The sequence below is a fragment of the Streptomyces sp. BK239 genome, assembly GCF_004217285.1.
GTDB lineage: Bacteria > Actinomycetota > Actinomycetes > Streptomycetales > Streptomycetaceae > Streptomyces.
The window spans coordinates 468,248-482,131 of record NZ_SHKS01000006.1 but is presented as its reverse complement, the minus strand read 5'-3'; the positions used below and the strand labels follow the sequence as shown (position 1 = coordinate 482,131).

At 72.5% G+C, this 13,884-nt stretch carries 15 protein-coding genes; 9 read left to right on the top strand and 6 right to left on the bottom strand.

Going from position 1 to position 13,884, the window contains the following annotated elements:
• Window positions 1-57: 57 nt before the first annotated feature.
• A complete protein-coding gene (hutU, locus tag EV567_RS21435) occupies window positions 58-1,722 on the bottom strand; it encodes a urocanate hydratase (protein WP_130442486.1) in 1,665 nt (554 codons plus the stop codon).
• A 419-nt stretch (window positions 1,723-2,141) separates the two neighbouring features.
• On the opposite strand from hutU, the gene EV567_RS21430 reads away from it, so the two are divergent.
• From EV567_RS21430 to EV567_RS21415, 4 genes are read left to right on the top strand one after another with little or no spacing between them, the layout of a single operon-like run.
• On the top strand, window positions 2,142-2,531 hold the full coding sequence (locus tag EV567_RS21430; RefSeq protein ID WP_130442484.1) for a hypothetical protein: 390 nt from the start codon (window positions 2,142-2,144) through the stop codon (window positions 2,529-2,531).
• Window positions 2,528-3,349 carry a transcriptional regulator gene (locus tag EV567_RS21425; RefSeq protein WP_130442482.1) on the top strand — a complete coding sequence of 274 codons (822 nt, stop codon included), beginning with the start codon at window positions 2,528-2,530 and terminating at the stop codon, window positions 3,347-3,349. The genes EV567_RS21430 and EV567_RS21425 overlap by 4 nt, the downstream gene beginning before the upstream one ends.
• A 34-nt stretch (window positions 3,350-3,383) precedes the next feature.
• Window positions 3,384-3,929 carry a roadblock/LC7 domain-containing protein gene (locus EV567_RS21420; RefSeq protein ID WP_130442480.1) on the top strand — a complete coding sequence of 182 codons (546 nt, stop codon included), beginning with the start codon at window positions 3,384-3,386 and terminating at the stop codon, window positions 3,927-3,929.
• Entirely contained in the window at window positions 3,905-4,279 is a 375-nt protein-coding gene (locus EV567_RS21415; protein WP_130442478.1) for a hypothetical protein, read from the top strand. Before EV567_RS21420 ends, EV567_RS21415 begins: the two co-directional genes overlap by 25 nt.
• A gap of 14 nt (window positions 4,280-4,293) precedes the next feature.
• On the opposite strand, the gene EV567_RS21410 is transcribed toward EV567_RS21415, so the two are convergent.
• Together EV567_RS21410 and EV567_RS21405 are read right to left on the bottom strand one after the other, a co-directional pair.
• On the bottom strand, window positions 4,294-4,848 hold the full coding sequence (locus tag EV567_RS21410) for a hypothetical protein (RefSeq protein WP_130442674.1): 555 nt from the start codon (window positions 4,846-4,848) through the stop codon (window positions 4,294-4,296).
• Window positions 4,849-5,017: 169 nt separating this feature from the next.
• Window positions 5,018-5,854, bottom strand: coding sequence for a MurR/RpiR family transcriptional regulator (locus EV567_RS21405; protein ID WP_242620936.1), 837 nt, complete (start codon window positions 5,852-5,854; stop codon window positions 5,018-5,020).
• Window positions 5,855-6,079: 225 nt separating this feature from the next.
• Here EV567_RS21405 and EV567_RS21400 point away from each other — a divergent pair, with 225 nt between their 5' ends.
• Window positions 6,080-6,508, top strand: coding sequence for a hypothetical protein (locus tag EV567_RS21400; protein WP_130442672.1), 429 nt, complete (start codon window positions 6,080-6,082; stop codon window positions 6,506-6,508).
• 377 nt (window positions 6,509-6,885) lie between these two features.
• Here EV567_RS21400 and EV567_RS21395 read toward each other — a convergent pair whose 3' ends face one another.
• A complete protein-coding gene (locus tag EV567_RS21395) occupies window positions 6,886-8,274 on the bottom strand; it encodes a cystathionine beta-synthase (protein ID WP_130442474.1) in 1,389 nt (462 codons plus the stop codon).
• A gap of 148 nt (window positions 8,275-8,422) precedes the next feature.
• Here EV567_RS21395 and EV567_RS21390 point away from each other — a divergent pair, with 148 nt between their 5' ends.
• From EV567_RS21390 to EV567_RS21380, 3 genes are all read left to right on the top strand, one after another.
• Window positions 8,423-9,451, top strand: coding sequence for an SGNH/GDSL hydrolase family protein (locus EV567_RS21390; protein WP_130442472.1), 1,029 nt, complete (start codon window positions 8,423-8,425; stop codon window positions 9,449-9,451).
• Window positions 9,452-9,938: 487 nt separating this feature from the next.
• Window positions 9,939-11,156, top strand: a complete 1,218-nt coding sequence (locus tag EV567_RS21385) for an acetyl-CoA C-acetyltransferase (RefSeq protein WP_130442470.1) — start codon at window positions 9,939-9,941, stop codon at window positions 11,154-11,156.
• Between the two features lie 282 nt (window positions 11,157-11,438).
• Window positions 11,439-12,236, top strand: coding sequence for a hypothetical protein (locus EV567_RS21380; protein ID WP_130442469.1), 798 nt, complete (start codon window positions 11,439-11,441; stop codon window positions 12,234-12,236).
• Between the two features lie 11 nt (window positions 12,237-12,247).
• Here the strand turns inward: EV567_RS21380 and EV567_RS21375 are convergent, their stop codons facing one another.
• Entirely contained in the window at window positions 12,248-12,529 is a 282-nt protein-coding gene (locus tag EV567_RS21375; RefSeq protein WP_130442467.1) for a hypothetical protein, read from the bottom strand.
• 133 nt (window positions 12,530-12,662) lie between these two features.
• Between EV567_RS21375 and EV567_RS21370 the strand changes: the two genes are divergently transcribed.
• On the top strand, window positions 12,663-12,890 hold the full coding sequence (locus EV567_RS21370; protein WP_130442465.1) for a DUF4287 domain-containing protein: 228 nt from the start codon (window positions 12,663-12,665) through the stop codon (window positions 12,888-12,890).
• A 79-nt stretch (window positions 12,891-12,969) separates the two neighbouring features.
• Here the strand turns inward: EV567_RS21370 and EV567_RS21365 are convergent, their stop codons facing one another.
• Complete coding sequence (locus EV567_RS21365) at window positions 12,970-13,863, bottom strand: Bax inhibitor-1/YccA family protein (protein WP_130442463.1); 894 nt, start codon at window positions 13,861-13,863, stop codon at window positions 12,970-12,972.
• Between the last annotated feature and the right edge of the window lie 21 nt (window positions 13,864-13,884).

Below are 13,884 nucleotides of genomic sequence, written 5' to 3'. Positions count from 1 at the left end.
CGGTGCCCGCGTCCGGGGACGGGAGCCGGGCTTCCGACAGGGAGTCGCCGCGCTCCGTCACGAGGGATCACCTTCACGCATCGGCACCCGCACGCCGCGCTCGTCGGCGACCGACTCCGCGATGTCGTACCCGGCGTCGACATGCCGGATGACGCCCATCCCGGGGTCGTTGGTCAGCACGCGCCGGATCTTCTCGCCGGCGAGCTTCGTGCCGTCGGCCACGGAGACCTGCCCCGCGTGGATGGACCGGCCCATGCCGACGCCGCCGCCGTGGTGGAGGGAGACCCAGGAGGCGCCGGAGGCGACGTTCACCATGGCGTTCAGCAGCGGCCAGTCGGCGATCGCGTCGGAGCCGTCGAGCATGGCCTCGGTCTCGCGGTAGGGGGAGGCGACGGACCCGCAGTCGAGGTGGTCGCGGCCGATCGCCAGCGGCGCCGCCAGCTCACCGCTCGCGACCATGTCGTTGAACCGCTCGCCGGCCTTGTCGCGCTCGCCGTAGCCGAGCCAGCAGATACGGGCGGGCAGCCCCTGGAAGTGCACGCGCTCGCCGGCGAGCTTGATCCAGCGGGCCAGGGACTCGTTCTCCGGGAAGAGGTCGAGGATCGCCTTGTCGGTCTTGGCGATGTCGGAGGCCTCGCCGGACAGGGCGGCCCAGCGGAAGGGGCCCTTGCCCTCGCAGAACAGCGGGCGGATGTAGGCGGGGACGAAACCGGGGAAGGCGAACGCCCGCTCGTACCCGGCGAGCTGTGCCTCGCCGCGGATGGAGTTGCCGTAGTCGAAGACCTCGGCGCCGGCGTCCTGGAAGCCGACCATCGCCTCGACGTGCCGTGCCATCGACTCCCGCGCGCGGGCGGTGAAGCCGGCCGGGTCCTTGGCGGCGGCGTCGGCCATGTCCTCGAAGGCGATCCCGGTGGGCAGGTAGGCCAGCGGGTCGTGGGCGGAGGTCTGGTCGGTGACGATGTCGATCGGGGCGCCCATGGCGAGGAGCTGCGGGACCAGTTCGGCGGCGTTGCCGAGGACGCCGATGGACAGCGGGCGACGGGCGTCGCGCGCCTCGACGGCCAGTCGCAGGGCGTGGTCGAGCGAGTCGGCCTTCACGTCGAGGTAGCGGTGCTCGATGCGGCGTTCGATGGCGCGCGGGTCGCAGTCGACGCAGATCGCCACACCGTCGTTCATCGTGACGGCGAGCGGCTGGGCGCCGCCCATGCCGCCGAGACCGGCGGTCAGGGTGACGGTGCCGGCCAGGGTCCCGCCGAACTTCTTCGCGGCGACGGCGGCGAAGGTCTCGTAGGTGCCCTGCAGGATGCCCTGGGTGCCGATGTAGATCCAGGAGCCGGCGGTCATCTGGCCGTACATGGTCAGCCCGAGCTGCTCCAGGCGGCGGAACTCCTCCCAGTTGGCCCAGTCGCCGACGAGGTTGGAGTTGGCGATGAGGACGCGCGGGGCCCACTCGTGGGTCTGCATGACGCCGACGGGGCGGCCGGACTGGACGAGCATGGTCTCGTCCTGCTTGAGCGTCCTGAGCGTGCGGACCATCGCGTCGAAGGAGCGCCAGTCACGGGCCGCCTTGCCGGTGCCGCCGTAGACGACGAGCTTGTCGGGGTGCTCGGCGACCTCGGGGTCCAGGTTGTTCTGCAGCATCCGCAGGGCGGCTTCCTGCTGCCATCCCAGGGCGCTCAGTTCCGTACCGCGGGGCGCTCGTACGGGGCGGGGTCCTGACATGGTCTGCCTCCTTGCGGATGGGGTGGTCCCGGCGGAGTGTTGCTGTGTCTATTCACATCCTGGACGCCTGAATAGGACTAGTCAACACACCGGCGGCATGACGGAGCCCCCGGGCCGGGCAGGAAGGAGCCGGGAAGCACGACGCCGGAAGACGGGAAACGAGTGGCGCCGCAACCGGGGCGCACGGAAACAGGGGGCGCGCGGCACCACCACTCACCACCCGCAGCAACCCCGCACCCCCCTTGGCGCACGCCCCGGGCGCGGTGTTGAACGGGCGGGGAGAAATCGGGGTCAGTCGACCCACACTAGTCACCGGGGCGCATGTTCCGCTGGAAAATGCCAGAACACTCCCTCCACGCGGACACGTTGCGTAGCTTCTTCCTCACTCAGCCGAACCGCAGGCGGGAGGGGAGCCAACGGTGCCCGGAATCGACGAGTGTCTCCTGGAGGCCATGCGCCTGCCCGGAGCCCGGGGGGCCGCACTGGTCGACTGGACCAGCGGGCTGGCCCTGGGCGCGGTCGGGGAGTTCCCGGGCGGCGACCACGAGGCGGCGGCCGCCGAGGCCGCGGAGGTCGCACGGCTCACGGCCGAACAACGGGCGTTCACCCCGGAGACGGACGCGGACGCCGACCCGCCGGTGGAGGACCTGATCATCAGCAACCGGGACAGCTACCACGTCCTGCGGTTCGTGCCGACGTCCTTCGACAGCAGTGTGTTCCTGCACGTGTGGCTGGCCCGGCCGGACGGCAACCTCGCCCTGGCCCGGATCCGGCTGGGCGAGATGGCCGGACGGCTGGTGCTGGGATGACGGTCGTGGACACCACCCCGCCGCCCCGGCTGCCGGTGCGGGACAGAGCGGCGGCCCGCGACCACGCCGGCGGGGTCTCCCCGATGCTGAGCCGCCTCGCGGCCGAGCGCGCCACCGGCGTCCTGGAGCGCGAGCGCGGCGCGATCTACCTCGCCGACGGCTGGGTGGTGCACGCCGAGAGCTCCCACTCCCCCGGTCTGGAGGTGCTGCTGCTGACCCACGGCACGCTTGATCCCGGCGTCTGGCGGGACGCGGTGGAACACGCCGACGAGGAGCGGGGCGCCGCCGGGCTGCTGCTGGAGGCCGGTCTGATCGGCCGGGGCGCGCTGGAACTGTGCCATCTGGGAGCGCTGTTCGACGCGGCGTACTTCGCCCTCGCCCCGAGCAGCGCACCGGGCCGCTTCCGCTACGGCCCCGGGAACTGGTTCGGCGTCCTGCGGCCGGTGCCGGTGGCCGCGGTGGAGCGCGAGACGCTGCGCCGCCGCGAGCTGCTGGACCGGCTGTGGCCCGACCCGCTGCCGGACAGCGCGCCGCTGCTGCCGGCCGAGCCCGTCGCCGCACCGGGGCTCACCGCCCGGCAGCGCGCGGTGCTGGCGCTGGTGGACGGGGCGCGCACCGCGTCGGACATCGCCCGCGAGCTGGGCCGGCAGGCCTTCGCGACGCTGGTGGACGTCCGCCGGCTGGCGGCGGCGGGGCTGCTCACCGCCCAGTTCCCGCCGCCCGTCCCGCTCCCCGCGCCGGGCCTGGCCCTGCCCCGCGTCAACGACCCCGACATCACGTTGCTGAAGAGGCTCAGGGATGCGCTGGAGGCCCTTTGAACGGCAGCGACCGCGCGCCGAGAGGAGCGAGCTGATGGCGGCGGAGCCCGACATCCGCGCCGAGCTGCGGCGGCTGCGGGCCCGGGTGCCCCAGCTGACCGGGGCGCTCGCGGCGGGCGTGGACGGGCTCGTCCTGGCCCACGACACACCGGGCGTGGAGGCCGAGAGCGTGGCCGCGCTCACCGCCACGGCTCTCGGGGTGGCGGTGCGGATGGCGGACGCGACCGGGCAGGGCGACTTCCGCGAGCTGCTCGTGCGCGGGGTGTACGGGTACGTCGCCACCTACGCGGCGGGCAAGAGCGCCGTGCTGACGGTGCTCGCGCAGGACCGCGTCAACGTCGGCCGGCTGCACCTGGAGGCCCGCCGGGCCGGCGTCCGCATCGGGGAGCTGGTCGACGCCGGGCCCCCCGCTCCGACGGGGACGGCGGCGCCCCCTCGGAGCCGTAACCCGCGCCGCCAGACCACCGGCCGGCCGGGCCGACCGCCCGGCGACCCCGGCCCGCACAGCCAGCACAGGCAGAACCCACAGATCACGGACAACGAGGAGATCCAGCCATGGCCAACACCGAAACCGCGCTGAAGGAAGCCCTGGCCACCATCGAGGGCGCCAACGGCGTCGCGCTCGTCGACTACACCAGCGGCATGGCGCTGGGCACCATGGGCGGCGGGAAGACCTTCGACCTCAATGTGGCCGCCGCGGGCAACACCGACGTGGTGCGCGCCAAGATGCGCACCATGGAGCACCTCGGGCTGAAGGCGCAGATCGAGGACATCCTGATCACGCTGTCCGACCAGTACCACCTGATCCGGCTGATCAGCGGTCGCGGCGGCAACGGTCTCTTCCTCTACCTGGTGCTGGACGCCAAGCGGGCCAACCTGGCGATGGCCCGCCACCAGCTCCGCAAGATCGAGGAGGAGTTGGAGGTCTGAGCAGCGCGCAGCGCCTACACGAGTGCCGCGGTGCGGCGGCGGGCTCCACCGGGGGCCGCGTCGCCCGCCGCGATGCCCGTGCTGCGGTAGGCCTCGACCGCCTTGCCGGCGGGACGGCCGCCGTTCGCGGAGAGCCGGTCGACCCGCACCCACAGCAACACGTCCCCGGCCCGCTCCCGTCGCCCGAGCCAGGCGGCCTTCAGCCGGAGCCCCGCACCGCACCCGGCGAGCAGCAGCCCGCCGGCGGCGGGCACGGCGAACGCGCTGCCCAGCGCGGCGGCGAAGGCGAGCAGGAGCCACCAGCGGTGCCCGCGGCGCCACAGCCGTACGGTCACCGCGCGGTCCTGGAGGACGTCGTGCCGGCCCGCGCGGACCGCGTCGCGCGCGAGTTCCGCGTACCGCCCGCGCCGCGTCAGCGCCACCACCGCCGCGGCGACGAGGAACAGCGCCGCCCCGGCCGGCACCCCGATCCGCCGGCCCGTGACGCCGGGCGGCAGGACGCCGACCCCGGCCGCGATCACACCGGCCCACCACAGCGGGCCGGCCCCCGCCCGTACGACGACGGCCACCCGAGCCAGACCCTGAGCTCTGTGATCCCCGCGTGTCACGTCCCGCCTCCTCGTCGCCTCGACAACTCCCTTACGCATGACGCTGGTCGAGCACGGTAGCGAGGGAACGTGAGACGGACATGAGAACGACGGGGCCGGTTCGTCAGTCCAGGACGGCCGGGTGATGCCGTCAGTCCACGAACAGCCCCCGCGCCGCCGCCCCGGCGTCGAACTCCTCCAGCCGGGCCTGGGCCTCCGGCAGGCCGTCGCACATCGCCTCCAGCAGCACCCGCCCGAGCAGCATCGGCGCGCACGCCGTGTCGAAGGCGAGGCCGGTGCCGACGGCGGCCGGCAGCAGCAGGTCGGAGACCTTGGCGACGGGCGCGAAGGCGGAGTCGGCGACCGTCACCACGGTCAGCCCCGCCTCCTTGGCGTAGGCGAGGGCGTCGACGACCTCGCGGGGGTGGCGCGGCAGCGCGAAGCAGAGCAGGGCGGTGGCGCCCGCGTGCACGGCCGCGTCGACCCGGTCGTGCAGCATGGTGCCGCCCTCGTGCAGCAGCCGTACGTCCGGGTGGACCTTGGCGGCGAAGTAGGCGAAGCCGTGGGCCTGGGCGGCGGCGGCGCGCAGGCCGAGCACCGGCAGCGGCCGTGAGGCGGCGAGGAGCCGCCCTGCCCGCTCCACCGGCCTCGGGTCGGCGAGCACCTGCGCGAGGTGCCGCAGGTTCTCGATCTCGGCCTCGACCGCCTGCTGGTACTCGTTGTACGGGACGCCGCCCACGGGCTGTTCGGCGGGCGCGACCTCGCGCAGGTGCCTGCGCAGGGCGGGGTAGCCGTCGAATCCGAGGGCGACCGCGAAGCGGGTGACGGAGGGCTGGCTGACCCCGGCCAGCTCGGCCAGCTCGACGCTGGACAGGAACGGCACGTCGGCGGCGCGCCGCACCATGCTGTGCGCGATGCGCCGCTGGGTCGGGGTCAGCCGGTGCCCCTCGAACAGCGCCTGGAGCCGCCCTGCGGGACTCTCCCCCATGCCGCCTCCCGTCCCCCGGTCCGCGCCGCCGCCCTCGCCCATGCCGCTCCCCCTCCGCACCCGGTCGTCTATTCACTCACCCAGAACTCTGCATGACGCTATACAGCCAGGCAAGGCGACGGACGCCGGTGCTCCCGCCCGCTTCTGGCGAAGACGGGGGGCAGCCCCAGTGCCACCGGCACGGCCCGTTCCTACCGTTGAGGCATGACGGGACGGGAGACCAGCATGGACGCACAGGACACCGAGCTGAAGAAGGAGCTCGACGCCGCCCTCAAAGCGCGCAGGGAGCTGGGGGAGGAGTACGAGTCGGCGCTGGTGGACTCGTTCCTGGAGAAGGTGGACCTGCGGATCGACGGCGCGGTCGAGCGCCGGGTGCGCCGTCAGTTCGCGGAGCAGCAGGTGGCGACGGCCCGGGGCGGTCGGGCAGCCGAGGAGCGGGACTCCTGGGGTGAGCGTTTCGGCTTCGGCATCGTCTCGCTGGTGCTGGCGATCCCGCTGTCCGCGATCGGCACGGCCCACGCCGACCTGCCGGGCCTGATCGTCACCTGGGCGGGCATCGTGGGCGTCAACGTGGTCCAGGCCGTCCGCGCCGATCCGAGCCTGTTCGGCGGGCGCCTGCGCGGCAGGTCGCGCGAGGGCGGCTGGGAGGACTGAGCGAGCCGCGGGCTCGTGAGAGGTGTGCGCGGGGACCGCCGCACCCCCGTATCGGGGGGCGGGACGACGGCGGTCCCCGCGAGGGACGCGGGCCGGGTCGGGCCGGGCCCCCGCGTCCGTGGCGTCCATGGAGGTCCGGGAGCCGCTCCGGAGGTCCTTGACGCCGTTCGGGTGCCGGCCGGGGCCGGAGCTCTCCCGGTGCTCCGCACCTGGGAGGTACCTCCGCCGCCCTGCCGACACCCACCAATGTGCCGGACGCGTGTTAAGCGTGTGCTGCGCGGACGTGACGCGCTCGTACCACTTCCGCGAAGTCCGCCGGTTCGGCGAATGAACGCGAACGTCCGCCGCGGCACCGGCGGTTCAACGGACGTTCGCCGTCACTTGCCGCCCTTGGCCAGGAAGGCCAGCAGGTCCTGGCGGCTGACGACGCCGGTGGGCTTGCCCTCCACGAGGACGATCGCCGCGTCCGCCGAGCCCAGCACGGTCATCAGGTCGCCGACCGGCTCACCGGAGCCGACCTGCGGCAGCGGGGCCGACATGTGCTTCTCCAGCGGGTCCTCGAGCGAGGCCTTCTTGCTGAACAGGGCGTCCAGCAGCTCGCGTTCGACGACAGAGCCGACGACCTCGGCGGCCATGACGTCCGGGTGACCGGCGCCGGGCTTGACGACGGGCATCTGCGAGACGCCGTACTCGCGCAGCACCTCGATGGCCTGGCCGACCGTCTCGTCGGGGTGCATGTGCACGAGGGAGGGCATGGCGCCGTGCACCTTGTCGTTGAGGACGTCGGCGACGCGGGCGCTGGGGCCCTCGTCCTCGAGGAAGCCGTAGTCCGCCATCCACTCGTCGTTGAAGATCTTGCTCAGGTAGCCGCGGCCGCTGTCGGGCAGCAGGACGACGACCACGTCGTCGGGGCCGAGCCGTTCGGCGACCCGGAGCGCGGCGACGACGGCCATGCCGCAGGAACCGCCGACGAGCAGCCCCTCCTCCTTGGCCAGACGGCGCGTCATCTGGAAGGAGTCCTTGTCGGACACGGGCACGATCTCGTCGGCGACGGTCCGGTCGTAGGCGGTCGGCCAGAAGTCCTCACCGACGCCCTCGACGAGGTACGGCCGCCCGGAGCCGCCCGAGTAGACGGAGCCCTCGGGGTCCGCGCCGACGACCTTGACCTTGCCGTCGCTGGCTTCCTTCAGGTAGCGGCCGGTGCCGGAGATGGTGCCGCCCGTGCCGACGCCGGCCACGAAGTGGGTGATCCGCCCCTCGGTCTGCTCCCAGAGCTCCGGGCCGGTGGAGTGGTAGTGGGAGAGCGGATTGTTGGCGTTGGAGTACTGGTCGGGCTTCCACGCGCCCGGCGTCTCACGCACCAGCCGGTCGGAGACGTTGTAGTACGAGTCCGGGTGCTCGGGGTCGACGGCGGTGGGGCAGACGACGACCTCGGCGCCGTAGGCGCGCAGTACGTTGATCTTGTCGGTGCTCACCTTGTCGGGGCACACGAAGATGCACTTGTACCCCTTCTGCTGGGCCACGATGGCCAGCCCCACGCCGGTGTTGCCGCTGGTCGGCTCGACGATGGTCCCCCCGGGCTTGAGCTCTCCGCTCTGTTCGGCCGCCTCGATCATGCGCAGCGCGATGCGGTCCTTCACGGAGCCGCCGGGGTTGAAGTACTCCACCTTGGCCAGGACGGTGGCCTGGATGCCCTTGGTGACGTTGTTGAGCCTGACCAGCGGGGTGTTGCCGACGAGGCTGATCATCGAGTCGTGGAAATGCACCGTTGTCTCCGGTTGCTTGCAAAGACTGTGTCGAAGTGGTCCCGCCAGCCTAAGGCGTGCTCCGCACGTTCACTCACCGTCGAGATTGGCCGACGGTCCGTACGGGGCAAGGAGTGGGTGTACGGACACGAGGAGGTGGCGTCGAGGCATGACGAGCATGTCCAGGGCAAGGGTGGCCCGGCGCATCGCGGCCGGCGCGGCCTACGGCGGAGGCGGGATCGGTCTGGCCGGCGCGGCGGTGGTCGGGCTGCTGCTGGCGGAGGCGCAGTTGGCGCGACGCCATGTGAACGGCAACGGGGCGCATCCGCGTGTTCCGCACGCGGACGGTCTGTACGGCAGGGCGTACGCGGTCCCCGGCGAGGAGGCGCTGCGGCTGACGCTGCTCGGCGACTCCACGGCGGCGGGACAGGGCGTCCACCGGGCGGGGCAGACGCCGGGGGCGCTGCTGGCGTCGGGGCTGGCGGCGGTGGCGGAGCGGCCGGTGAAGCTGCGCAACGTGGCGCTGCCCGGCGCCCAGTCCGACGATCTCGACCGGCAGGTCGCGGCGGTCCTCGGCAACGCGGGCCGGGTGCCCGACGTGTGCGTGATCATGATCGGCGCGAACGACGTCACCCAGCGCATGCCGCCCACCCGTTCGGTACGGCACCTGTCCGCGGCGGTACGGCGGCTGCGCACCGCCGGTGCGGAGGTGGTCGTCGGCACCTGTCCCGACCTGGGCACGATCGAGCCGGTCGGGCAGCCCCTGCGCTGGCTGGCCCGGCGCGCCTCCCGCCAGCTGGCGGCGGCCCAGACGATCGGCGTGATCGAGCAGGGCGGGCGCACGGTGTCGCTGGGCGACCTGCTGGGGCCGGAGTTCGAGGCGAACCCGCGGGAGTTGTTCGGGCCGGACCACTACCACCCCTCGGCGGAGGGGTACGCCACGGCGGCGATGGCGGTGCTGCCTACGGTCTGTGCGGCGCTGGGGCTGTGGCCGGCGGAGGAGGAGCGGCCGGACGCCTTCCGCCGCGAGGGTTTCCTGCCGGTGGCCCGGGCCGCGGCGGAGGCCGCGGCGGAGGCCGGCACCGAGGTCACGGCGGCAATGCCGACGGGTCCGCGAGGGCCGTGGGCCCTGCTGAAGCGACGCCGCCGCCGCAGGGTCCCCGAACCGGAACCCACCCCAGCCACCCCGTCCCCGTGACGACCCCCCGGGGGCTCGGCCCTGCCGCCCCCGGGGGGGCTCGGCCCTGCCACCCTCGGGACTCAGCCCTGCCACCCCTGGGGGCTCGACCCTGCCTCCCCCCGGGGGCTCGGCCCTGCCACCCCCGGGGCCAGGCCCTGCCACCCCCTGGGGCTCGGCCCCCAGACCCCCGACCTATGCCCACCCACCACCCGACTCGCTCGGGAGAAAGGCGGGACCGATCCAGCCGGTAGGCCCGCGCCTCCAGCCCGTCCGGCGTTTGAGGACGAGGCCCTTCGGGCCGACGGGGGTCTGGGGGCGCAGCCCCCAGGGACGTGAACCCCCACCCACCCGCACCCTCTTCGGCTCACCGCCGGAGGCCCAAGCAAGCGCTTAGTAAATTGCGGTCAGGGTCACACCGGCATCCCCGTGACCCAGGCCATACGTACCGGTAACTTCCCAATCAGCCAACCGGTACGAAGAACCCCCGCATGCCAATGGAGCCGTGATGCCCGAAGCCGTCATCGTCTCGACCGCCCGCTCCCCCATCGGCCGCGCCGTCAAGGGCTCCCTCAAGGACCTGCGCCCGGACGACCTCACCGCCACGATCATCCAGGCGGCGCTCGCCAAGATCCCGGAGCTGGACCCGAGGGACATCGACGACCTGATGCTCGGCTGCGGCCTCCCCGGCGGCCAGCAGGGCCACAACCTGGGCCGGATCGTCGCCGTGCAGATGGGCATGGACCACCTGCCCGGCTGCACGATCACCCGCTACTGTTCCTCCTCGCTGCAGACCAGCCGCATGGCCCTGCACGCCATCAAGGCCGGCGAGGGCGACGTCTTCATCTCGGCCGGCGTCGAGATGGTCTCCAGCTACGCCCACGGCACCTCCGACATGCCGGGCACCCACAACCCCCTCTTCGCCGAGGCCGAGGCCCGCACGGAGGCGACCGCGCAGCAGGAGGGCACCTCCTGGCACGACCCGCGCGAGGACGGCCTGCTGCCCGACCCGTACATCGCGATGGGCCAGACCGCGGAGAACCTCGCCCGCGCCAAGGGCGTCACCCGCCAGGACATGGACGAGTTCGGCGTCCGCTCCCAGAACCTCGCCGAGGAAGCCATCAAGAACGGCTTCTGGGCGCGCGAGATCACCCCGGTGACGCTGCCCGACGGCACGGTCGTCAGCCAGGACGACGGTCCGCGCGCCGGCGTCACCCTCGAAGGCGTCCAGGGCCTGAAGCCGGTGTTCCGCCCCGACGGCCTGGTCACCGCCGGCAACTGCTGCCCCCTCAACGACGGCGCCGCCGCGGTCGTCGTCATGAGCGACACCAAGGCCCGCGAGCTGGGCCTCACCCCGCTCGCCCGCATCGTGTCGACCGGTGTCTCCGGCCTCTCGCCCGAGATCATGGGCCTCGGCCCGGTCGAGGCGTCCCAGCAGGCCCTGCGCCGCGCCGGACTCACCATCGACGACATCGACCTGGTCGAGATCAACGAGGCCTTCGCCGCCCAGGTGATCCCCTCCTACCGGGACCTCGGCATCGACCTGGACAAGCTGAACGTCAACGGCGGCGCCATCGCCGTCGGCCACCCCTTCGGCATGACGGGCGCCCGCATCACCGGCACGCTCATCAACTCCCTTCAGTTCCACGACAAGCAGTTCGGCCTGGAGACGATGTGCGTCGGCGGCGGCCAGGGCATGGCGATGGTCATCGAGCGCCTCAGCTGAGGACCGTGACGACCTCTGGGTAGCCACTGAGGCACCCACCGTGAGCCGATGGCCCGGAGTCCGGGAAACCCCTGGATTCCGGGCCGTTCTGTGATCCAATCTCCCCCAGGATGTGACCTATCTCCCTCGCCGTAGGGATTTACGCAGCTCAGAGCAGATTCACCCACGAGCGCCGGGCCAAAGTCCTGTCCGTTTCGTGACGTTACGCACTGACAGCTGGATAGTCCGCCCTTCAAGCTGATGTAGGAAGTCGGGGGTCGACTTGAAACCGGGAGTACGTCAGTGAGCGCCTTGCCGATCGCCTTGCTGGTCACCACGGCCGCCACGGGCGCCGTGGGTGTCGCCGTCCTGCGCACCCTCTTGCAACTGCGCCGGGAGGTCGCGGCCCTGCACGTCCAGCTCGCCGGGAACGGCCGGAACACCGCAGGGACGCAGGGGCTCGTACCGGCCGCGCGGACCACGGCGGACACGGACGGGATACGCGCCGCGGTCGCCGAGGCGCTCGCGGAGGAGCGGGAGCGGGAGCTGGCCGAGGCGCGCGCGTTCTGGGCCGCGCAGGAGGCCCGTGACGCCTCCGACGCGCCCTCCCTGCTGGGCCTGCCCGACAGCGAGCTGTTCCTGCCCCGGCAGGCGGACCTGGTGGGTCTGGAACACCTGGAACCGGTGAGCGAGCCGACCGGGGAGAACGACGAGTTCGCCGGGGAGTCCGCCGAGCTGGCCGCGGCCCGTCGCCGTCACCCGTCCCACCCGGACTTCGTCCCGGTGCAGTCGCCGGTCGTCGACGACCACGAGCGCACGGTCGCGGCGCTGGAGGACCTGGCCGCCTCCCGCACGGAGCTGACCGACGTCCGCCCTGGCCCGCTGGGCACCCTCGACGTGTACGTCTTCGCCGACGGCACCACGCTGTGCATGACCCCGGGACACCGTGAGACGGCGGACCGACTCTCCACCGCCCTCGCGGCCGGCGAGACCCCGTACCTCCTGGGCGGCTCCGGCATCTCCGGCGCGTACACGCTGACCTTCGCCTGCGGCGGGGAGAGCATCTACATCCTGGCGGACCGGGTCATAGCGAGCCTCTGAGCGACCGTTCCTCAGACGCCGGCCCGCTTCTGGGCCTCCTCCACCAGCCGCACCGCCTCCGCGATGTCGTCGGCGTCCGTCAGCGCGACGGCCAGGTCGTGGCCCGCGACGGTGATCTGGTCGGCGGCGGCGAACATGCCGGCGTCGGGCATCTCGCGGGGCTGTGTGCCGGGTTCCTCCACGCGTTGCGTCCAGCGGGCCAGCTCCCTGGCCAGCGCCAGCGCCTCCGCGGCGGCGCCCCGCTGGAGCCGGGACTGCGGCGCCGCCCGCAAACGATCGGCAAAGTGATCCACCGCACGGATCAAAGGCGTCGTATCAACCACGCGGTGAGCGTACAGCCCTGTGCCCCGACTGTTGCCAACCGGCGAACGCTCAGGCACGGTGACCTGTAGGACCGGCTTACACCCATGCGTACCGGAGGCGCCGATGTCCCAAGTCTTCTCCGAGGAGACCCATCGCAACCTGCTAGCCCGCATCCCCCACTGCACCGGTCGTGAAGTCGCCGACTGGTTGCGCACCGTCGACGAAGGCCCCGCTCTCCGCTTCGAGGAGAAGGTCAGCTGGCTGCGCTACGAGCACAACCTCTCGTACGGCCACGCCAAGGCGATCATCCATGAGTACGACCTGAGGAGGGCGGCGCGCAAGCTGCTCTGAGAGCGGCCCCTCACCAACGCGAGGCGCCCGGCCGGAGATTCTCCGGCCGGGCGCCTCATGCGTTCTCGGGGTGGGTTCGTCAGTCGCTGTTCAGGATGGACAGCAGCCGCAGGAACTCCATGTAGATCCACACCAGCGTCAGCGTCAGGCCGAAGGCCGCGAGCCAGGCCTCCTCGCGCGGGGCGCCGTAGGCGACGCCGTCCTCGACCTGCTTGAAGTCGAGGGCGAGGAAGCAGGCGCCGAGGATGATGCCGATGACGCCGAAGACGATGCCGAGGGCGCCGCTGCGGAAGCCGAGACCGTCACCGCCGCCGAAGACGGCGAACAGCATGTTCACGGCCATCAGCAGCACGAAGCCGAGCGCGGCCGCCATCACGAAGCCGTAGAAGCGGCGGTTGACGCGGATCCAGCCCGCCTTGTAGGCCACCAGCACGCCGGCGAAGACCGCCATGGTGCCGAGGACCGCCTGGGCGACGACGCCGTCCGCGATGTACGTGGACACCGCGCTGGAGATCACGCCGAGGAAGACGCCCTCGAAGGCGGCGTACGACAGGATCAGCGCAGGCGTGGGACGGCGCTTGAAGGACTGGACCAGCGCCAGCACCATGGCCACCAGGCCGGCGCCGACGCCGATGGCGTACGACTTGCCGAGGTTGGCCTCGTCGACCGGCAGCAGCAGCCACGACAGGACGGCGGTGACGACCACCGTGCCGAGGGTCATGGCGGTGCGCGCGACCACGTCGTCCATGGTCATCACGCCGCGGGCGGTGACCGGGGTCTGCGGGGCGCCGTACTGCAGATCCTGCTGGGCGTAAGGGTTCTGCGCGTACGGGTTGCCGGCCGGCTGGGCGTAAGGATTGCCCTGCTGCGTACCGCCAGCGGGACCCCCGGCCTGCGGCGCGGCGTTGAAGCCCGCGTAGCCGTTGTCGCGGCTGAACCCCCGTCGCGAGAAGACCGGGTTGTTGCTCCTCATTTCACTCCTCCATGGCCACAC

What these genes read in the sequence shown, in the direction of transcription:
- hutU (WP_130442486.1), bottom strand. Translation starts at nt 1,722, where the DNA reads ATGTCAGGACCCCGCCCCGTACGAGCGCCCCGCGGTACGGAACTGAGC.
- EV567_RS21425 (WP_130442482.1), top strand. Translation starts at nt 2,528, where the DNA reads ATGACGGTCGTGGACACCACCCCGCCGCCCCGGCTGCCGGTGCGGGAC.
- EV567_RS21420 (WP_130442480.1), top strand. Translation starts at nt 3,384, where the DNA reads ATGGCGGCGGAGCCCGACATCCGCGCCGAGCTGCGGCGGCTGCGGGCC.
- EV567_RS21415 (WP_130442478.1), top strand. Translation starts at nt 3,905, where the DNA reads ATGGCCAACACCGAAACCGCGCTGAAGGAAGCCCTGGCCACCATCGAG.
- EV567_RS21405 (WP_242620936.1), bottom strand. Translation starts at nt 5,854, where the DNA reads ATGGGGGAGAGTCCCGCAGGGCGGCTCCAGGCGCTGTTCGAGGGGCAC.
- EV567_RS21400 (WP_130442672.1), top strand. Translation starts at nt 6,080, where the DNA reads ATGGACGCACAGGACACCGAGCTGAAGAAGGAGCTCGACGCCGCCCTC.
- EV567_RS21390 (WP_130442472.1), top strand. Translation starts at nt 8,423, where the DNA reads ATGACGAGCATGTCCAGGGCAAGGGTGGCCCGGCGCATCGCGGCCGGC.
- EV567_RS21385 (WP_130442470.1), top strand. Translation starts at nt 9,939, where the DNA reads ATGCCCGAAGCCGTCATCGTCTCGACCGCCCGCTCCCCCATCGGCCGC.
- EV567_RS21370 (WP_130442465.1), top strand. Translation starts at nt 12,663, where the DNA reads ATGTCCCAAGTCTTCTCCGAGGAGACCCATCGCAACCTGCTAGCCCGC.
- EV567_RS21365 (WP_130442463.1), bottom strand. Translation starts at nt 13,863, where the DNA reads ATGAGGAGCAACAACCCGGTCTTCTCGCGACGGGGGTTCAGCCGCGAC.